Raw genomic sequence first — 19,546 nt, 5'->3', positions numbered from 1 at the left:
TTTTAATAATATCATTGAATATTAATAACCTACGCTAAAGCGCTCTTGAATATGGTTATTATTTTCAAGCTCATCACTGAGCGCTACTGCGAAATCTTCTGCAGAGATTTTACTGCCTTCTTCACCAACGATAAGTTCATCTTTACCAGAGCGATATTCACCAGTTCGCTTACCAGGACCGAATTCCGCTGCAGGAGCAATAAAGGTCCAGTCAATGTCGTCCACTTGTTTTAACTTATCAAAGAACTGAATGCCTGCTTCCGCCTCAGCTTTATATGCATCAGGGAAGTCTTCTGTATCGATTACACGCACATTTTGATTTGGTACAGTTAAACCGCCAGCGCCACCAACAACAATATAACGTTTAACTTTTGATTCACGAATAGCATTAAGAAGTGAATTGATATCAAGACCTTGGAAACGTACTGCACTAATTACAGCATCTTGACCTTTCAGCTCATTTACAAGTGCTTCTTGATCATTTAAATCTAAATCTACAGTTAACACACGCTCTGTATCTGAAACTTTGCTTGTATTACGCGCAATCGCTTTGACGTAGTGTCCACGTGAAACAAGCTCTTCAAGAATACGAGAACCTGCCATGCCTGTTGCACCAATTAAAACTATTTTCATAATGCCCTCATTAAATTTATAACTATGATTATTGGAGTGCTAAATATTTAGTCATCACGATTAAAAAAATGAAATCATGAATGATTAAAATGTAATATTAATTTAGCTTAAAATAAAAAAGATTAATGTATTAAATCTATGTTGATTTATAGTTAAAATAGGAGTGAGAAGTTATTTAATTATTTTAAATGTAAATTTTATGTAATTATAAGCTTGAAAAATATTCATATAAAACCAGTCTAACTTTTATTTATTGTTGAAGTTGGTTTAAAGAAAATCGCCATATATCATTTTTATATCCATAACTTTCATCTTTCGAGCTTGGTGGATGCTGTAAGATAAAATTATGTAGTTGCTTTTTTTGATCATTATTCAGAACTTCAACAATAGCTGGTTGGTCGACAATTTGATTATTTAAATTCGCAATAATGTCTTCAATCATCTTCGGATTTTTATGCGCAAGTTGTTCTAAAGTTGTGTTATTTCCCTGACCATTTAGCAGATATTGAGAAAGAAATTGTGCTTCGTTTGGTGAGATAGAATTTTGTTGAAGAAGTTCTTGTGCAAGATTGTGCTGAGTTTGGACAGATGCGGTATGCGGTAGGCTAGAAATAAGAACTTGTTTAACCTTTGGATCTAAAGTTGGATCCTGAAAACGTTGCTCTAAAGCGTGACTAATTTTCTGTCGAATCAAATCATTTTCAGGTAGGGATTTTTTGAGTTCATGTTCTCGATCAGTCAGCAACATCGCATTATTCAGTGCGCCTATCGCTAAGCTTTGAATTTTAGGATTTTGATGTGTGAGAAATGGCAAAATTTGTTCAGTTGCTTCTAAAGGATTGAGAGAAGTAAGTTGAGTCAGGATTTCTTCTATTGCATTTTCATCATGCTGGTTTTGTTCAAGGAGCTGAATTAAATCATGTATTTTTTCATCTCGATTCGCAGTAGATTGATCCAGTTGAAGTAACTTTTTTGCCCATACGGGTAGGTTGCTAGTGTTGAGTTCCATATCTGCACTATTTTCAGACAAACTAGTCGCACGATCTTCATTGCTTTTTAGCGTTGAAGTATTATTGTTTTGATTTGATATACTTTGAGTCGTATCTGCTGTCGATTTCAAATACACCCATAAAATTACTGCACAGATCACGAAGATCAAAATAACCAAAAAAATATTTTTCTTATTCATAATATTAAGCTGTCGTTGCCTTCAACATCAGAGATGTGAAGGCAATATAATGGGAATGATTTATTTACACTCGTGTAATTGTGAGTAAGCTACTGTTGAAAGTTCCACGCGGTGTGCTTCCTCCTAGATTACCATTACCTGTCTGAGTGTAGAGCCATTTCGTAAAGCTGTCACATCGGAACGTTCCCTTTTGCCATGTATATTTGCTACAAGCACCGTTGGAGTTATATTGTGAACAGACTTGCACAGCTGGGTTTGGTGTTGCTGAATACAGCGTGTAAGCGACATGAGGTCGTTGCTGATTTGAAATCGCAGTGATTTGATTAGCAGCAGATGAGTAAGGAGATTTATATCCAAAACTTGTTTTGGCCTTTGCTCCCCAATATTTTGTAGTTTTAAATCCACTTAAGCTGACATATTCAATCACATCTACATATGCCGTTTTGTTCATGACTTGAACAATATTGTTTGAACTTACATATACACCTGTATGCCCTAATGCACCAACAATTGGAACGTTGAGGTCTCGACCGAGTACATCACCGACTCGTGTAGGATTGCCTGCTGCTAAAGTAACTGAACTGATAGTGAGTAAACATAGTGTAGAAATTATTTTAATCATGGACTTGTACCTATTGTTGGAATATTAAGTCCTGTTAGTTTTATTCAACGATGTTAACGTTTGATGTAATTCGTATTTGAAGTTGTAACAATAATTTTGTAATTTTTCTTAATAATTTAATTTGAAATAGTAATATTATTTTGTGAGTAAACCTTAATAAAAACGTAATAATTTTAGCGTAACTATGATATTTATTTAGTTATTCTTAAGGATTAATTGTGCTTGATCAATTAGACGCTAATACTGAATCGTATAGCAATTTGACTGCTATAAAACATCAAGAAATTGATTTGAAGAATACCTTCAAAGCAAAAGGGTATCTACATTATAAATCTATAGAGGTGGATCATTTTTCTAAACTATTACTAGCTAAAGAGTTTGAAAAACTTGAAAAAGATCCTTTTGCACCTACACATACTCAAAGGTTTAGAAGATACGGAAATGCCTTAATTTTACCTTGGGAAAAAGATCTTAAGCCTATTTGGTTGCCGACAGTGCGTGATAATATAGGGCAGGAGTTATCTGGATATGATCAGGGAGGGAACAATCCCGAGCATCAGTCGATTCGTTATTTTAACGCGTTGAGCCAAGAAGCTAAATCTACGCAATATCTTAATGATTTGATTGTAGATGATTATCAACTTACTTTTGGTTTGGAAAATGCCTATCTGCCAATTTACGTGGGTGTCCATTTTGTCAAACTGCGTTCAACTCATGCCGATCAGCTAGGAATTAGTTCGCCTAATTGTTTTCATCAGGATGGTGAGCCATTCACATTTGCTCATTTGTTTTATAGGAGCAATAACATTGAAGGAGGTGAAAACTTTATTGCATCACCTCAGGAAAGAAATAAGCGTTTAGATGAGGTAAATAATTATAATATTTATCAAAAATTTACGTTGAGACAAGCTTCTGAAAGTTTTGCTGTACACGATCCAGCAGTTTCACATTATGTATCACCTATTAGAAAAATAGATCAAGGCACAAATGCTGAGGCTGGTGAGCGCTGGATGATTTTGATTGATTTCTCTCTTACAAAGCAAAAAATATGATTCAAAATTTAATAATTTCGCTTTTACCTATTCTCATTTCTCTTATATTGGGTTGGGGCATAGGTAAAGCTGCAAACGTTCAAGTTCGCAATATATTGGTTGGTCAAATTACGTTTTTGGTGTGGTTGCTCCTCATCTCTATAGGCTTTCAATTTGGCAGTGTCTTGTTTGATAAAGATCTTGGTTCAAAAATATTAATTGAAGCTTTTATTTATTCTACAGTGTTAAGTGTGATTACCTTTGGACTTTTATTTAATCGTAGCCACTTTAAGGCTGAGCACCAAAAATCATTCAAGGATATGCTCAAACCTATTACCGAATGCTTGATTGCGATTGGAATGGTGTTGATCGGGATGGGGCTATATTGGCTATTACCCAAGACTTTATCAGGGGAAATGTTAAGCGCGATACTATTGTATGTGTTGATTTTTTTAATCGGAGTGGATTTGTCTACGATTAAAATTCAAGCCCTCACTATGAATCATATTAAAGTGCCATTTTTTTCAATCATTGCACTATTTATTGCGGCTTATTTGACGAGTCATATCATGACTCAATCTTTTGTCGAACTCGTTGTGATGGGGAGTGGATTTGGTTGGTTCTCTCTTTCTGGTCCTTTAGTTGCTAAAGTATTAGGACCTGAGCAGGGAACTTTTGCTTTGATCACAGATCTTGTACGAGAGTTTTATGCGATTGCATTGTTGTATTTATTAGGTCAGCGTTATCCAAAGCCAATCATTGGTGTATGTGGTGCCACGGCGATGGACTCGACTTTACCCTTTGTAAAAAACAATTGTTCACCATTAGATGTACAAATTGCAATTCTCAGTGGATTTTTCCTGACGCTCATTGCGCCGTTTTTTATTATTTTTTTTAGTAGTTTGATATGAATCCAAATTCTAGTGCTCAGCAGAAATAGGAAGGAGCTTCTCTGAATTTATACAATTGATCCTTTGATAGATCAGTAGATCGTTCACTAAACTTCGTTATAATCGCTTCATTGATAAAATAGAGAACAGATCATGCGCGTACTTGTGGTGATGGATCCCATCGAAAATGTAAACCTCAAAAAAGATTCGACCATGGCAATGCTTTGGGCTGCTGCACGTCGCGGTCATGAGTTAGGGTATGCACTTCAGGAAGATTTATATATCGATCAAGGCAAAGCTTTTGGTTTGATCTCACCACTTAAAGTGTTTGAGGATTATAATCATTACTATGAACTTGGTGAAAAACAGAAAGAATCTTTAGCCGCATACGATGTTGTACTCATGCGTAAAGATCCACCTTTTGATATGAACTTTGTTTATACAACTTATATTCTGGAACAAGCGGAACGTGAAGGTTCCTGGATTATCAATAAACCTCAAAGTTTGCGAGACTGTAACGAAAAGCTGTTCGCTACACAATTTCCAGAACTGCAGGTTCCGACTTTGGTAACTTCACAGCAAAGTTTAATCCGAGAGTTTATTGCTGAACATCAAGATGTGATTGTAAAACCGCTAGATGGGATGGGCGGTATGGGGATTTTCCGTTTAACTGCTGCAGGGGCAAATATCGGTTCAACTTTGGAAATGTTGACTCAAATGGGGCAGCAACCGATTATGGCGCAACGTTATATTCCTGAAATTGTGGATGGAGATAAGCGTATTCTGATGGTCAATGGTGAGCCAATTCCATATTGTTTAGCGCGTATCCCACAAAATGGTGAAACGCGAGGTAACCTTGCTGCTGGTGGGCGTGGTGAAGCACGTCCGTTGACTGAAAATGATAAGGTGATTGCTGCTAAAGTTGGACCATTCTTGCGTGAGAAGGGGCTGGTATTTGTTGGTCTTGATGTCATTGGAAACTATGTAACAGAAATTAATGTGACTAGTCCAACGTGTATACGTGAAATAGACGCACAATTTGGTACTTCTATCGCAGATACATTATTTGATGTTTTGGAAGCTGGACGTTAGCTGATCTGCAAAAAAGAGCCTAAATAGGCTCTTTTTTTTGCGTATATATTTTAAATAAATAATAGCTGGTCAATAGTCCTAGGGTGGAAAGACTTACGGTAACCCATGCGGCATTGGACCACTGGTGAGAAGACGAAACGAGAGCTGCTGTTGCTGGGGGAACAAGGAACTGCGCACATGCAGAAATTTGCAGCACTAAGCCCATACTGGATGCTGCTGCGTTGACCTGTGGTGCGTATCTAAGCGTATTGGCAAAGACGGTCGTCGGAATAATGCCACCGATAAAAGAAAACAAAATAGCGCACAAATATTGCAACTCAAAAATCAACCAATAGGGTTGTGAAAATACAACCCAGCTACATAAAATTAGACTTAAAAAACTAAATTGAAGTAATTTAAAAGGAGCTATGCCTTTTTGAAGTAATACGCCTGCGCCAAAGGTTCCACCTAAGTTAGATAATACAACCATTGACACCAAAATTCCTGCAAGCTTTAAATCCATATTGAATGAGACATAAAGACTGGGTAAAAAACCTGTGAGTGTGATCCATTGACTGGTATAGCAAGCAAAGATAACGGCTAGACAGAGAATGGGTGGATGGGTCACGGTGACTTTAACAATAGATAAAAAAGAGTTGGAGGTTGATGTGCTCAGTGCCCTTGTCGTTACAGTGGTTTGCTTATCGTCATAACGTAAAAAATGGTAAATCATCAAGGCAACCAGCCAACAAAAGGCACCAAATAATGCCCAAATGTGTTGCCAACTGAGCCATTCGAGTAATACAGGGATGGTCAAAATAGCAAGACTAACCCCAACTCCCATATAAGAACTCCATAACCCCATTTTAAAATTCATGGTTTCAGGCGTGCTTAGGCGTTTTAAAATTGCGGGAGCGCAAAGACTAATGGTGAGAAATCCAATGCCTTCCATAAATCGAAAAAAATAAAGGCTAATACTATGATCAATCCATAAGCCTGCAAAACTACTCATCCCCAATAGAATGAGTGCAAAAATAAGACATTTTTTGAGTCCTATTTTCTCAGATACAGCACCAATACACAGGGCAAATAGCATTCCAGCACCTTGAACCAGTGATAAGGATAGGCCTGCTTGGGTGAAACTTAGATTTAAATCTTTTTGAAGAATTGGAATAACAGCAGAAAGTTTACCGACATGAATTGCAGCAAGGTAGCCTGCCAAAATAATCCAAATGTCATAAGATGATATTTTTGACATTTGCGTTTAAAAATCCTTTTATTCGCGAGCTGAATCTCAATGAGATATAGCAATATCATAAATAGAACTATTGCCTCATACCATTTAGACATAAGTTTATATCCAATATGGTGGTAGCGCAGATACGAAGGAACAATAGAGCCAATACTGTGGTGGTTTTTAATGTGCACATTAATCATTATTTTGGTGCGTTATAAACTAGATCGAATGGTAAAATACATAAAAAAGGCACACCTCATAATAAATCTAGTTTAAACTCTGAAATCATATGAAAAAAACAATTAAAGCGTCCGTGAAAAAAAGTAAATAAACTTTCATGGATATACGATTGTGATTACAATTGATACCTTATATAAAATTTTCTGTTAGCTCTTAGATTTGAAGAATTAGACCGTGACACAAGCTCAGCATAAACAACCTAAACATGTCATGATGATGGCTGCAGGTACAGGTGGACATGTATTTCCTGCCCTAGCAGTTGCTCAGGAATTACAACAGCAAGGTGTCGAAGTGTCATGGTTGGCAACGCCTTCAGGTATGGAAAACCGCTTGCTTAAAAATCACCACATTCCAATTTATCAAATTGATATTCAGGGTGTGCGTGGCAATGGAATCGTCCGTAAGCTGCAAGCCCCTTTTAAAATTTTAAAAGCAACGCTTAGCGCAATGCGCTATATGAAACGATTAAACGTTGATGCAGTCGCTGGTTTTGGCGGTTATGTTGCGGGTCCTGGTGGTTTGGCTGCGCGTATTCTTGGTATTCCTGTCATCATTCATGAGCAAAATGCAGTAGCGGGTTTCACCAATACCCAATTGGCTCGTGTTGCTAAAACGGTCTGTCAGGCATTCCCGAAAACATTTCCAGAAAATCATAAAATCGTGACTACAGGTAATCCCGTACGTAAGGAAATTTCTGCGATATTGAGTCCTGCTTGGCGATATCAAGAGCGAGAAAAAGCCAATCAACCTATTCGTATTTTAATTGTAGGCGGCTCTTTGGGCGCACAAGCATTGAATGAGCGCGTACCCGAAGCACTGAAACAATTAGATGTTCCTTTAAGTGTTTATCATCAGTGTGGTCAAAATCATGCTGATAGCACGCGGGCACGTTATGCCGATGCTCCTGATCATTTACAGGTAGAAGTTCAACCGTTTATTGAAAATATGGCGGAAGCCTATGCCAATGCCGATCTTGTAATCTGTCGTGCTGGTGCACTGACGGTCACTGAGATTGCTACTGCGGGTGTTGCAGCCTTATTTGTACCTTTGCCAAGTGCAGTAGATGACCACCAAACAGCGAATGCCAAATTCCTAGCAGATATTAATGCTGCAAAAATTTGTCCACAAGCGACACTCACTCCTGATTCATTAAAAGCAGTTTTATTGCCACTCATGAACCGTACATTGTTGACGGAAATGGCTGTTAAAGCACGTCAACAAGCTCAACCAGATGCAACTCAGCGTGTGGTTGGTTTAATTCAAGATTTGTAAGTTTTAGAGAAAATTATGTCTTCAACGAACCCAGCTGATAAAGCAAAAAACCTGATTAAAATTCCTGAAATGCGCCGTATCAAGCATATCCATTTTGTGGGTATTGGTGGTGCAGGAATGTGCGGGATTGCGGAAGTCTTAAAAAACCAAGGCTATAAAGTTTCAGGGTCGGATATTAAAGCCTCTAAAACCACTGCACAGCTTGAAGAAAATGGCATTAAAGTTCATATCGGACACGCTGCTGATAATATTAACGGTGCGAATGTATTGGTTGTATCGACTGCGATTGACCAAGAAAACCCAGAAATTAAAGCAGCGATTGAAACACGCATCCCTGTAGTTCGTCGTGCGGAAATGTTGGGCGAGTTGATGCGTTACCGTCATGGTATTGCGGTTGCAGGTACACATGGTAAAACCACAACAACAAGTTTGGTGACCTGTATGCTTGCTGAAGAAAACATGGATCCGACATACGTGATTGGTGGTTTGCTTAATCGCTCTGGAGTAAATGCTGCTTTAGGTGCGAGTCGTTATATTGTAGCTGAAGCAGATGAATCTGATGCTTCATTCCTATATTTAGAACCAATGGCCGCTATTGTTACCAACATTGATGCTGATCATATGGATACTTATGGTGGTAGCTTCGATGTGTTGAAAGATACTTTTGTTCAATTCTTGCAGAAACTTCCGTTCTACGGTTTAGCCGTGGTGTGTGGCGATGATCAAAATATTCGTGAAATCATGCCACGTATTGGTCGACCTGTTTTAACTTATGGTTTTAACGAAGATAACGATATTCGTGCTGTAGATGTGGTACAAGAAGGGATGCAATCACATTTTACTGTGCTTCGCAAAAACAAAGAGCCACTCAAGTTAACCATTAATATGCCTGGTTTGCATAACATCCTTAATGCGTTAGCTGCGATTGGTGTGGCAACTGATGAAGGTGTATCTGATGCTGCAATCGCTCGTGCTTTAGAAAGTTTTAGTGGTGTAGGGCGTCGTTTCCAAATTCAAGGTGAATTTGAGTTAGGTGATGGAACGGTCAAACTGGTTGATGATTATGGTCACCATCCAAAAGAAGTTGAAGCAACGATTAAAGCTGCGCGTGCAAGTCATCCTGATCGTAGACTTGTGATGATGTTCCAACCTCACCGTTTTAGCCGTACACGTGATTGTTTTGATGATTTCGTTGATGTCTTGTCACAAGTCGATCAATTACTGCTATTAGAAGTATATTCTGCAGGTGAAAAGCCGATTGTTGGTGCAGATAGTCGCTCATTGGCAAGAAGTATCCGATTGCGTGGTGATGTTGAACCAATCTTGATTGATCCAGTAGAAGGGAATTTGCCAAATGTGATACAAAAAGTGTTACAAGCAAATGACTTGTTATTGACTCAAGGTGCGGGTAACGTTGGAGCAATTTCAATTGAGCTTGCTCAGAACCAGCTCTATTTAAAATAATCGTCGTTTGATGATTTGGCTAAATTGAAAATTTTATAAGTTTAAGGAACTAAACGTGTCAAATGCTTCTAAATTCGGCAAAGTTGCTGTATTGCTTGGTGGTAAATCTGCAGAGCGTGAGGTGTCATTAGATAGTGGTAAGGCTGTACTTGAAGCATTGGTACGTTCAGGGGTGAATGCAGAGGGTTTTGACCCTCAAGAACGCAGTGTGACTGAACTGGTAAATTACGATCGTGCATTTATTGTGTTACATGGTCGTGGTGGAGAAGATGGTCAAATCCAAGGCGCATTAGAGTGGTTAAATATTCCATATACTGGAACTGGTGTGCAGGGGTCGGCTATCGGAATGGATAAAGTAAAGACCAAGCAAATTTGGCAAGGTTCTGAACTTCCTACAGCGCCATACCGCATTGTTTCTAAAGATACTGATGCACAAGTACTCGTTGCAGAGCTTGGATTACCACTGATTATCAAACCCGTGCACGAAGGCTCGAGTGTGGGCATGAGTAAGGTTGAGAAAGCAGAGGATTTAGCTGAAGCAATTAAAAAAGCGACTCAACATGATGCCGTGGTCATGGCTGAGAAGTGGATTACAGGTCGTGAATTTACGATTTCATTTTTAAACGGACAACCATTACCAGTCATCCGTTTACAACCTCCAGCTGATGTAGCCTTTTATGATTATGAAGCTAAATACCAACGTAATGATGTTGAATATGGTATCCCTTGTGGTTTGAGTGAAGCTGAAGAAAAAAGTTTACAAGCGCTTTGCTTACGAGCGTTTCAAGCTGTTGGGGCAAGTGGTTGGGGTAGAATTGATGCTATGCAGGACGAGCAAGGTCAATTTTGGCTGCTAGAAGTGAATACTGTTCCAGGCATGACCAGTCATTCATTGGTACCAAAAGCAGCTCAAGCAGTAGGTTATAGTTTTGAAGATTTGTGTTTGGCTATTTTAGAGCAAACCTTAGCGAAAGAATCACACTAAGTTATGGCTCAACTACCTCCATCGATGCGTCGCAAACGTGCGGCGATTACATCGATTCATGACAAACCACCGACTCGCAAAGAGAAAATGATTAATGCGGGTGGTTGGGTCATGCTTATTTTTGCATGTTGTGTACTTTTGGTCGGGATTTATGGCTTATATAGCGTCATGACCAGTGCAAAGGTAGCATCTTTGGATGTGGTTGGTCTGCAAGCCGAGCCTGAAATTAGTCAAGTGAAACAGCAGTTAATGCCTACCATTACAGGCAATTATTTTACTGCTGATCTTGAGCAAATTCGTGATAAGGCATTAGAGATTTCTTGGGTAGATCGAGTGGTCATTTCTAGAGCTTGGCCAGACGGTATTAAGGTTCGTGTTATTCCGAAACATCCGATTGCACGTTGGGGAACAGGACGTCTGTTAAGTGATCAGGGTGTGGTGTATACAGAGGCATATTCTAGAAATCACGCAAATTTACCACTTATGCATGGTCCGTCAGATCAGTCAAAAGTCATGATGAGACGTTATCATGAAATTAATCAACTGTTTAGTCCAGTGAATCTGCGTTTGAAAGAGCTATATTTAACAGATCGTCGGACATGGTTTATGCAGTTCGATTCGGGTTTACGTATTATTGTGGATCAGGATCAGACCATGAGCAAACTGCAACGATTGAGTCACTTATCTCAAGCAGATCTGAAAGTGGTTTGGCCAAGAGTTTCAGCGATTGACTTACGTTACCGTAATGGCTTGGCGATTCAATGGAAAAATGCGACACCACCAAAGATTATAAATGGTCAGTTTGTTGTAACCATTAATGACATTAACATTGCAGATTCAAGAGTTGCAAAGCCATAATACGTGGCTTTAAAAATAGGCATAAGCCAGATATAAACAATGAAGAAAATGGTAGTGAATCATGAATGAGGCTGTTCCCTCAGTTGTTGCGATAGACATTGGGACACATAAAGTTTCAGTTCTAATTGGTAAAGTGCATGCGCCGGATAATATCCAGGTCATCGGTATGGCGACTGCGCGAAATAAAGGCATGAACAAAGGAAAAATTGTTAGCCTTGAAAAAGTGATCTCTGCGATTAAGAATGCGGTACAAGAAGCAGAAGATATGGCGGAGTGTCGTGTGCATTCAGCATGGGTATCGATCCCGAGTACAGAACTGCAAAGTGCTTATGCGACAGGCCGGACACCGATTTCTAATCCAGAACGCACCATTACGACTTCAGAAGTGGTTAAAGCTTTAGAAATGGCAAAAGCCAGTCATTTAACTTCTGATCATTATCTTGCAAGTGCAGTCCCATTGGGTTTTGAGTTGGATGATTCACCTGAGTGGGTGCATAATCCAATTAACCTTTCAGCAAATAGCATGACGGCGCATTATCAACTCATGATGCTACCAATCAGCACCATGCAAAATTTAGATCGTGCAATGAAAGGCGCCAATATTTTTGTCGAAAAGATGGTGATTTCATGTTTAGCAACGGCTGAAGGTGCATTGCTGAAAGATGAAAAAGAGTATGGTGTATGCTTATTGGATATTGGGGCTGGTACAACCAATATTGCAGTTTATATTGAAGGTCATTTAGTGCTAGCACACACCATTCAACGTGGTGGTGAAAATGTAACGCGTGATATCGCCGCAGTATTGCAAACGACGACCGAAGAAGCTGAACGACTCAAATTGCTTTACGGTTGTGTTGATTTACAGCAAGTCAAACCTGAACATATGATCGAGTTTGAAGCGATCGATGGTCCTCAAGCGATCAGTCGGATTGAGCTATCAGAGATTATTATTGCACGTTACGAAGAAATTCTTTCTATGGTGCGTGATGAGTTACAACAACGTGGTGCGCTACAAAGTTTATATCACGGTGTGGTTTTAAGTGGTGATGCATGTCAGATTGAGGGTATGATCACATTATCACGTCGTATGTTGGGTGTTTCTGCTCATTTAGGCAACCCTCCGCTACAAGTATATGCGGATGATCAACATTTACCTGCATTAAGACGTTCAATGTATTCTACCGCAACGGGACTGCTGTTATTTAGTCAAAGCGATTTACAAGAATCGGTTGAGCAACCTGAAGAAGTGAATAAGCGTCCATTATTAGAGCGCATAGCTAATGGTTGGAATGCGTTTAATAACAAATTGAAAGGTATTTTTTAAGTTTAGTTTTTAAGGGAGTATTGTTTGCAACTTGTAAGAGCAACTTCATGTGCTTGACAAGAATGTGATTGCAACGCATCCTAAAAACAAATTTTTATTATTGAAGATCAAGGCAGTATACGGGCTTAAGTGACTGCCAAATTTATTAGGAAAAGTTAAGGTCATGGCTTCATTTGAATTTTTAGAAGATGAACAAACCGATAATAACGGTCAAGCCCGTTTTACTGTGTTTGGTGTTGGTGGCGGTGGTGGTAATGCCGTACAACACATGGTGCAATCTGATATCAAAGGCGTGAAATTTGTTTGTGCAAATACAGATAAACAAGCTTTGGATCGTATGAATGCGCCATTCAAAATCCAATTGGGCCAACAAAGTACGCGTGGACTAGGTGCAGGAGCAAATCCTGATGTCGGTCAAATTGCAGCAGAAGAAAGTCGCGAATTAATCCGTCAGCATCTGGAAGGTGCAGATATGGTATTTGTTACTGCCGGCATGGGTGGTGGTACTGGTACTGGTGCAGCACCAGTCGTGGCTGAAATAGCACAAGAAATGGGTATTTTGACGGTTGGTGTTGTCACCACTCCATTTAACTTCGAGGGTCGTCGTCGTCAACGTTCTGCTGAAAAAGGGATCGAAGAACTTGAAAAGCATGTTGACTCATTGATTATCATTCCAAACCAACGCCTACTTAGCGTTTATGGTGATATCTCGATGCAAGATGCTTATCGCAAAGCGGATGATGTCTTGCTTAATGCGGTACGAAGTATCTTTGATTTAGTTGTGCGTCCTGGTCATATCAACCTTGACTTCGCCGATTTAAAAACAGCGATGAGCACACGCGGTTATGCGATGATGGGTGAAGGTAAGAGTAGCGGTCCAGATCGTGCTGAAGATGCAGCGCGTCTTGCGATTCGCAGTCCGTTGCTTGACAACGTAAATATTATGAACGCGAAGGGTGTTTTAATTAATATCACTGGCGGTAATGATGTTACCTTGCGTGAAACTGAAATTATCACAGATGTTGTCAATCAAATTGTTGATCTGGATGAAGGTGAAGTCTTCTTTGGTACAGTATTTGATCCAGATGCGCGTGATGAAATCCGTGTTACTGTGATTGCGACAGGTTTAACTCGTAATGCGAATGAAACGGAAGTGAAGCGCCGTGCGCCAGTGAGTGTAAACCCATCAGTTGGTGGGCAAGCTGCTGCTTTGGATGAAGATGATGTTCCAGCAATCAGTAAACGTCAGAATCAAGAGAGTGTAGCCCCAGAGCCTTCTGCAGCGCCTCGATCTGCACCAATGAGCATTCAAGATTATCTTAAAAATCAACAGCGTAAATAACATGTAACATAATGTGTTTACGATGATCAAACAGAAAAGGTGGCGCTTATGCCACCTTTTTGATTTTTATCAATGGCTAAATGTGCTAACGTATACTAGATTTTAGATGAATATTGAAGAAACATGTTGAAACAACGCACCCTGAAACGAGTCGTGAAAGCGAGTGGTATCGGATTACACAGTGGGCAAAAAGTAATGATTAACTTTGTACCACATGTAGCTGATGGGGGTATTGTTTTTCGCCGTATTGATTTAAATCCGCCTGTAGATATTCCTGCTAATGCGATGCTGATTCAAGAAGCATTTATGTGTTCAAATTTGGTACAAGAAAATGCCAAAGTTGGGACTATCGAACATATTATGAGTGCGATTGCAGGTCTTGGTATTGATAATCTGATTATTGAAGTATCAGCTTCAGAAGTTCCAATTATGGATGGAAGCGCCGGTCCATTTATCTATTTACTCATGCAAGGTGAGTTGATGGAGCAAGAAGCGCCTAAAAAATTTATAAAAATATTAAAGCCTGTAGAAGCATTAATTGACGATAAGCGCGCTATTTTTAATCCGCATGATGGTTTTCAACTTAATTTTACGATTGATTTCGATCACCCAGCCTTTGCCAAAGAATATCAGTCTGCCAGTATTGATTTCTCAACGGAAACATTTGTTTATGAAGTCAGTGAGGCACGTACTTTCGGCTTTATGAAAGATTTGGATTATCTTAAGGCGAATAATTTAGCTTTGGGTGCTAGTTTAGATAATGCAATTGGTGTTGATGATTCAGGTGTTGTGAACGAAGAAGGCTTACGATTTGCTGATGAATTTGTACGTCATAAAATATTAGATGCGGTGGGTGATCTTTATTTACTCGGACATCAAATTATTGCGAAGTTTGATGGTTACAAATCTGGACATGCACTCAATAATCAACTGCTTCGCAATGTTCAGAGTGATCCATCTAATTATGAAATTGTAACATTTGATGACGAAAAGTCTTGTCCAATTCAATATGTAAGTGTGATCTAAGTCATTGTCTTCAGGTTAAATGTTATAGTGTAACATTGTTAAGTGTGACTTAATTCGCTTTTAAACTAGTGAATGACGTTTAAATCAAATGGTCCAGTTACTTTTTATTGCTTGCCAAACGTATCATAGCTTGGCTAAGCTTAGGATCGTTCACAAAACTAGCAGCGTTGAGTAACATTTCTTGCGTTGTCGGACATAAAGAAGTTTTGGAATTTTCAGTTTGTGTTTGGGGAATTTCTTTTTTTGCTCGAAGACGAACTTGGATTTTTTGTAAATCTTTGAGTTCAGGGATTTGTGATAACTGAGAAATATACTGTTTTTGAAGGTAACCGAGTTGACTAATCATGGCTTGATTTTCACCGGTGATGGTCAAAATACCGTATTGATAACAGACAACTTGCCATTGTTCATTTTTGGGCAATAGCGGTTGAATTAATTTTGTAAGTCTCTGCCAGTCAGCAACTTGCTTTGTGAGAAACGATAAGTTTCCTGTTTTTATGTGTTGTCTTGTTTGTTGAAACATATTTTTTGGTTCTGACATACATTGTTCCTACATTGTTTTGTCTTAATCTTAAACGCTTGTTTCTTTCGATATCAAGGAAGAGATCACACAAGAGACTTGAGTAAGAACAGTTTAATGAGGTTTATATGTATACGCGACGTATTTTATTAGCGTTTTCTTTAGCAGCTTCAGCAGCTTCGGTTGCATTTGCAGATTTAGTTCAATTAGATGCCACACAAGCCTCCAATCCTGATCGATTGGAAGAGTTAACAAGAACACTATCACAAGGTTCTTATAGTCATCCTGATGACATGGACATTCCAGCGACAGCACAAGTCGATGTGACAGTTCGAGCGAAGGCGGATCCAATCGAATTAAATAATGCGCTGCTTAATAGTAAATACCCTGCTAAAAAAACTACAACGACAAGTTCAAATCGTTACTCTTCAAATAATGCATATTCATGGTTAGTGACACACCCGCTTCCAACTGGTCGTGTCAGTTCAAATTATGGCGGCCGAACAATGGGCGGACGTGCTGAAAACCATTCAGGCTTAGATCTTGCTGCACCAACAGGCACTCCAATATATGCAACTGGTCCAGGTATAGTGACCAAATCAGGTTGGGGTACAGGTTATGGTCAATATGTTGAAATCAACCACGGTAATGGGTATATCACACGATATGCACATGCTTCACGCTTGATTGCTAAAGTAGGTGATAAAGTCACTGCTGGTGAGCATATTGCCAATGTGGGTTGTACTGGACGTTGTACTGGTCCTCACTTACATTATGAAGTGGTCAAAGATGGTCAGCGTAAAAACCCTTCAACTTACCTAGCGATGTTGCCTTAATTAATTATCAAACCTCATTAATACACATCCATTGTTAAGTCGTTTAAATAAATCGCCAAGCAAAGTCTTGGCGATTTTCGTTTTTGCTGTCAGGTCACCTGATTAAATTTAAGATTAGAATAAAGCTTTGTATAAAAAAACAGCAATATTGGCGTTTTAGTGTTAATTTGTGTAATAAATGGTCAAGTACTATTTATTATCGAAATATTAGTCTAATGTCGTATTCATTTATAGCCATAACTGCGTATCGCGAAAATATGTTAAATATAGGGCATACAAATAGGCATGAATATAGGTGTAATATGGCGTATTACGGTGATACCGACGCACAAGAAACCCAAGAGTGGCAGGACGCTTTTGACTCTGTTTTACAGCATATGGGGACGGAAAGAGCAGCCTTTCTTCTTGAAAAACTGTATCAACGTGCGATTGCGAAACATGTTCCCATTCAGCGTCTAAATACTCCTTACTTAAATACGATTTCAGTAGAAGAGCAACCTGCAATGCCTGGCGATCCAGATATGGAGCGCCGAATTCGTGCTTTGATTCGTTGGAATGCTTTAGCAATGGTGCTTCGCGCCAATAAAACAGGCGACGATCTTGGTGGTCACTTAGCCAGCTTTGCATCTTCTGCAACTTTATATGATGTTGGCTTTAACCATTTCTTCCGTGCGAACAGTGATAACTTCGGCGGTGACATGATTTATTATCAAGGTCACTGTGCACCAGGGATTTATGCGCGTTCATTCTTGGAAGGTCGTTTAACTGAAGAGCATCTAAACAATTTCCGTCGTGAAGTTGATGGTATTGGTTTGCCTTCGTACCCACATCCATACTTAATGCCAGACTATTGGCAGTTCCCAACGGTATCGATGGGTCTGGGTCCAATCATGTCCATTTATCAAGCACATATTCAAAAGTACTTGATGAACCGCGGTTTGATTAAAGAAGAAGATCGTAAGGTTTGGGCTTATCTTGGCGATGGTGAGATGGATGAGCCAGAAAGTACTGGTGCAATCTCGTTGGCAGGTCGTGAAAAGTTAGACAACTTGGTTTGGGTTGTAAACTGTAACTTGCAACGTTTAGATGGTCCAGTTCGTGGTAATGGTAAGATCATCCAAGAACTTGAGTCTTTATTCCGTGGTGCAGGTTGGCGCGTGATTAAAGTAGTATGGGGTCGTCATTGGGATCCACTACTTGCTAAAGATGAATCTGGTGCGCTTAAAGCCATTATGGAAGAAGCTGTAGATGGTGATTATCAGCGTTATCAAGTGAAAGGTGGTGCTTATACACGTGCGCACTTCTTTGGTAAATATCCTGAAGCTGAAGAGTTAGTTAAACACTTAAGTGATGAAGATATCGATAATTTAAATCGTGGCGGTCACGATCCTTACAAAGTATATGCTGCTTATGCAGAAGCCATGAAATCTACAGGTCAGCCAACGGTTATTCTCGCGAAAACTGTTAAAGGTTACGGCTTATCTGAAGAAATTGAAGCGGTCAATAAAACGCATCAAATCAAGAAAATGCAACTTGAATCGCTTAAATATGTACGTAACCGTTTCAACTTGCCATTTACCGATGAGCAACTTGAAGAAGTTCCATTTTATCGCCCAAGTGAAAACTCGCCTGAAATTAAGTATATGAAGGCTCGCCGTGAGGCATTAGGTGGTTACTTACCAGCACGTCGTAAAGAGAGCGAATCTTTAGCGATTCCTGAGTTGTCTGTATTTGATGCAGTGTTAGCTGGTTCTAATGGTAAGCAACAATCAACGACCATGGTGATGGTACGTTTAATCTCTGCACTACTGAAAGAAAAAGCAATTAAAGACCGTGTGGTACCAATTGTTCCAGATGAGGCTCGTACTTTCGGTTTAGAAGGGATGTTCCGTCAATTGGGCATTTATGCCGCGCACGGTCAAAAATATACCCCTGAAGATCAAGAGCAGTTGATGCATTACCGTGAAGCGAAAGATGGTCATATGCTTCAAGAGGGGATCAATGAAGCAGGTGCGATGAGTGCTTGGGCTGCTTTAGGAACAAGTTATTCAACCAATAACCTTCCTATGATCCCGATGTACATGTATTACTCAATGTTTGGCTTCCAACGTATTGGTGATATTGCATGGGCGGCAGGTGATGCACAGGCGCAAGGTTTCTTATTGGGTGCAACTGCTGGTCGTACTACGCTGAATGGTGAAGGTCTACAGCATCAAGATGGTCACTCACATATTCTTGCGAATACGATTCCAAATTGTATTTCTTATGATCCATGTTTCGGATATGAACTTGCGGTGATTGTACATGACGGTCTAAAACGCATGTATGTGGATCAGGAGCGTGTGTTCTATTACTTAACTGTAATGAATGAGAACTATGAGCATCCAGCGATGCCACAAGGTGCTGAAGAAGGCATTAAACGTGGTATGTATTTACTTGAGGAAGATGAAAAAGCCACAGTTCAGCTTTTAGGTTCAGGTGTAATTCTGCGTGAAGTGATTAAAGCGGCTCAAATCTTACGTGATGAATATCAAATTCATTCGAATGTCTACAGCGTAACAAGCTTTAATGAGCTTGCGCGTGATGGTATGGCGTGCGAAGAATATAATCGTTTACATCCACTTACTGAAGATGTAAAAGAAGCATGGGTGTCGAAGCAGTTGCGTGGTACGAAAGGTATCGTCGTTTCTGCAACAGATCATATGCGTGCTTACAGTGAGCAAATTCGCGCTTACCTTCCAGATAACCGTCCATTTGTAGCATTAGGTACAGACGGTTATGGTCGTTCAGATACACGTGCAAAACTTCGTAGCTACTTTGGTGTAGATGCTGCACATATTGTTGTTGCGACACTGAAGAAACTTGCTGACGAGGGTGAAGTAGATGCGCGTCTAGTTAAAGATGCGATTTCTAGCTTTGAATTAGATACTGACCGTCCAGTCGCTTGGGCACCTCAAACAACGCCTGAACTTCACGCTGTAGCTGACTACAAAGAGGAGAACTAAG

17 protein-coding genes are annotated in these 19,546 nt (G+C 39.6%); 12 read left to right on the top strand and 5 right to left on the bottom strand.

The window, feature by feature from the left end:
* Positions 1 to 21: 21 nt before the first annotated feature.
* The 3 genes from AC1M9N_RS04550 to AC1M9N_RS04540 all read right to left on the bottom strand — a co-directional run bounded on the left by AC1M9N_RS04550 (position 22) and on the right by AC1M9N_RS04540 (position 2,444).
* A complete protein-coding gene (locus AC1M9N_RS04550) occupies positions 22 to 633 on the bottom strand; it encodes an NAD(P)-dependent oxidoreductase (protein ID WP_092766521.1) in 612 nt (203 codons plus the stop codon).
* 250 nt (positions 634 to 883) lie between these two features.
* The gene (locus tag AC1M9N_RS04545) at positions 884 to 1,822 is read right to left on the bottom strand and encodes a hypothetical protein (protein ID WP_481609726.1); all 939 of its coding nucleotides are present in this window, start codon (positions 1,820 to 1,822) and stop codon (positions 884 to 886) included.
* Positions 1,823 to 1,886: 64 nt separating this feature from the next.
* A complete protein-coding gene (locus tag AC1M9N_RS04540; protein WP_481588798.1) occupies positions 1,887 to 2,444 on the bottom strand; it encodes a hypothetical protein in 558 nt (185 codons plus the stop codon).
* Positions 2,445 to 2,662: 218 nt separating this feature from the next.
* On the opposite strand from AC1M9N_RS04540, the gene AC1M9N_RS04535 reads away from it, so the two are divergent.
* From AC1M9N_RS04535 to gshB, 3 genes are all read left to right on the top strand, one after another.
* Positions 2,663 to 3,496 (top strand): 2OG-Fe dioxygenase family protein, encoded by an 834-nt coding sequence (locus AC1M9N_RS04535; RefSeq protein ID WP_081403308.1) that lies wholly within the window; start codon positions 2,663 to 2,665, stop codon positions 3,494 to 3,496.
* Positions 3,493 to 4,386 (top strand): LysO family transporter, encoded by an 894-nt coding sequence (locus tag AC1M9N_RS04530; RefSeq protein ID WP_035270265.1) that lies wholly within the window; start codon positions 3,493 to 3,495, stop codon positions 4,384 to 4,386. The genes AC1M9N_RS04535 and AC1M9N_RS04530 overlap by 4 nt, the downstream gene beginning before the upstream one ends.
* Before the next feature lie 132 nt (positions 4,387 to 4,518).
* Positions 4,519 to 5,457, top strand: a complete 939-nt coding sequence (gene gshB / locus AC1M9N_RS04525) for a glutathione synthase (protein WP_035270267.1) — start codon at positions 4,519 to 4,521, stop codon at positions 5,455 to 5,457.
* 19 nt (positions 5,458 to 5,476) lie between these two features.
* On the opposite strand, the gene AC1M9N_RS04520 is transcribed toward gshB, so the two are convergent.
* Positions 5,477 to 6,694 (bottom strand): MFS transporter, encoded by a 1,218-nt coding sequence (locus tag AC1M9N_RS04520; RefSeq protein WP_481591842.1) that lies wholly within the window; start codon positions 6,692 to 6,694, stop codon positions 5,477 to 5,479.
* Between the two features lie 393 nt (positions 6,695 to 7,087).
* On the opposite strand from AC1M9N_RS04520, the gene murG reads away from it, so the two are divergent.
* From murG to lpxC, 7 genes are all read left to right on the top strand, one after another.
* Complete coding sequence (murG, locus tag AC1M9N_RS04515) at positions 7,088 to 8,185, top strand: undecaprenyldiphospho-muramoylpentapeptide beta-N-acetylglucosaminyltransferase (protein WP_481954330.1); 1,098 nt, start codon at positions 7,088 to 7,090, stop codon at positions 8,183 to 8,185.
* Positions 8,186 to 8,200: 15 nt separating this feature from the next.
* A complete protein-coding gene (murC, locus tag AC1M9N_RS04510) occupies positions 8,201 to 9,649 on the top strand; it encodes a UDP-N-acetylmuramate--L-alanine ligase (RefSeq protein WP_180028490.1) in 1,449 nt (482 codons plus the stop codon).
* Between the two features lie 55 nt (positions 9,650 to 9,704).
* Positions 9,705 to 10,634 (top strand): D-alanine--D-alanine ligase, encoded by a 930-nt coding sequence (locus tag AC1M9N_RS04505; protein WP_481954329.1) that lies wholly within the window; start codon positions 9,705 to 9,707, stop codon positions 10,632 to 10,634.
* Positions 10,635 to 10,637: 3 nt separating this feature from the next.
* The gene (locus AC1M9N_RS04500; RefSeq protein WP_035265833.1) at positions 10,638 to 11,492 is read left to right on the top strand and encodes a cell division protein FtsQ/DivIB; all 855 of its coding nucleotides are present in this window, start codon (positions 10,638 to 10,640) and stop codon (positions 11,490 to 11,492) included.
* A gap of 61 nt (positions 11,493 to 11,553) precedes the next feature.
* Positions 11,554 to 12,816 carry a cell division protein FtsA gene (gene ftsA / locus AC1M9N_RS04495; RefSeq protein ID WP_035265831.1) on the top strand — a complete coding sequence of 421 codons (1,263 nt, stop codon included), beginning with the start codon at positions 11,554 to 11,556 and terminating at the stop codon, positions 12,814 to 12,816.
* 163 nt (positions 12,817 to 12,979) lie between these two features.
* Positions 12,980 to 14,158: a cell division protein FtsZ gene (ftsZ, locus tag AC1M9N_RS04490; RefSeq protein WP_035265829.1), complete on the top strand. Its 1,179-nt coding sequence runs from the start codon at positions 12,980 to 12,982 to the stop codon at positions 14,156 to 14,158.
* A gap of 123 nt (positions 14,159 to 14,281) precedes the next feature.
* Positions 14,282 to 15,184 carry a UDP-3-O-acyl-N-acetylglucosamine deacetylase gene (lpxC, locus tag AC1M9N_RS04485; protein WP_481591845.1) on the top strand — a complete coding sequence of 301 codons (903 nt, stop codon included), beginning with the start codon at positions 14,282 to 14,284 and terminating at the stop codon, positions 15,182 to 15,184.
* A gap of 97 nt (positions 15,185 to 15,281) precedes the next feature.
* Here the strand turns inward: lpxC and AC1M9N_RS04480 are convergent, their stop codons facing one another.
* The gene (locus AC1M9N_RS04480; protein WP_035265826.1) at positions 15,282 to 15,725 is read right to left on the bottom strand and encodes a DciA family protein; all 444 of its coding nucleotides are present in this window, start codon (positions 15,723 to 15,725) and stop codon (positions 15,282 to 15,284) included.
* Between the two features lie 107 nt (positions 15,726 to 15,832).
* On the opposite strand from AC1M9N_RS04480, the gene AC1M9N_RS04475 reads away from it, so the two are divergent.
* Positions 15,833 to 16,540 (top strand): M23 family metallopeptidase, encoded by a 708-nt coding sequence (locus AC1M9N_RS04475; protein WP_481591846.1) that lies wholly within the window; start codon positions 15,833 to 15,835, stop codon positions 16,538 to 16,540.
* Positions 16,541 to 16,842: 302 nt separating this feature from the next.
* A complete protein-coding gene (gene aceE / locus AC1M9N_RS04470) occupies positions 16,843 to 19,545 on the top strand; it encodes a pyruvate dehydrogenase (acetyl-transferring), homodimeric type (protein WP_092766512.1) in 2,703 nt (900 codons plus the stop codon).
* Position 19,546 lies beyond the last annotated feature (1 nt).

This window comes from Acinetobacter sp. ANC_7655 (genome assembly GCF_056784015.1).
This window is presented reverse-complemented; position numbering and strand designations above follow the sequence as displayed.

What these genes read in the sequence shown, in the direction of transcription:
- AC1M9N_RS04550 (WP_092766521.1), bottom strand. Translation starts at nt 633, where the DNA reads ATGAAAATAGTTTTAATTGGTGCAACAGGCATGGCAGGTTCTCGTATT.
- AC1M9N_RS04545 (WP_481609726.1), bottom strand. Translation starts at nt 1,822, where the DNA reads ATGAATAAGAAAAATATTTTTTTGGTTATTTTGATCTTCGTGATCTGT.
- AC1M9N_RS04540 (WP_481588798.1), bottom strand. Translation starts at nt 2,444, where the DNA reads ATGATTAAAATAATTTCTACACTATGTTTACTCACTATCAGTTCAGTT.
- AC1M9N_RS04530 (WP_035270265.1), top strand. Translation starts at nt 3,493, where the DNA reads ATGATTCAAAATTTAATAATTTCGCTTTTACCTATTCTCATTTCTCTT.
- gshB (WP_035270267.1), top strand. Translation starts at nt 4,519, where the DNA reads ATGCGCGTACTTGTGGTGATGGATCCCATCGAAAATGTAAACCTCAAA.
- AC1M9N_RS04520 (WP_481591842.1), bottom strand. Translation starts at nt 6,694, where the DNA reads ATGTCAAAAATATCATCTTATGACATTTGGATTATTTTGGCAGGCTAC.
- murC (WP_180028490.1), top strand. Translation starts at nt 8,201, where the DNA reads ATGTCTTCAACGAACCCAGCTGATAAAGCAAAAAACCTGATTAAAATT.
- AC1M9N_RS04500 (WP_035265833.1), top strand. Translation starts at nt 10,638, where the DNA reads ATGGCTCAACTACCTCCATCGATGCGTCGCAAACGTGCGGCGATTACA.
- ftsA (WP_035265831.1), top strand. Translation starts at nt 11,554, where the DNA reads ATGAATGAGGCTGTTCCCTCAGTTGTTGCGATAGACATTGGGACACAT.
- ftsZ (WP_035265829.1), top strand. Translation starts at nt 12,980, where the DNA reads ATGGCTTCATTTGAATTTTTAGAAGATGAACAAACCGATAATAACGGT.
- lpxC (WP_481591845.1), top strand. Translation starts at nt 14,282, where the DNA reads ATGTTGAAACAACGCACCCTGAAACGAGTCGTGAAAGCGAGTGGTATC.
- AC1M9N_RS04480 (WP_035265826.1), bottom strand. Translation starts at nt 15,725, where the DNA reads ATGTCAGAACCAAAAAATATGTTTCAACAAACAAGACAACACATAAAA.
- AC1M9N_RS04475 (WP_481591846.1), top strand. Translation starts at nt 15,833, where the DNA reads ATGTATACGCGACGTATTTTATTAGCGTTTTCTTTAGCAGCTTCAGCA.
- aceE (WP_092766512.1), top strand. Translation starts at nt 16,843, where the DNA reads ATGGCGTATTACGGTGATACCGACGCACAAGAAACCCAAGAGTGGCAG.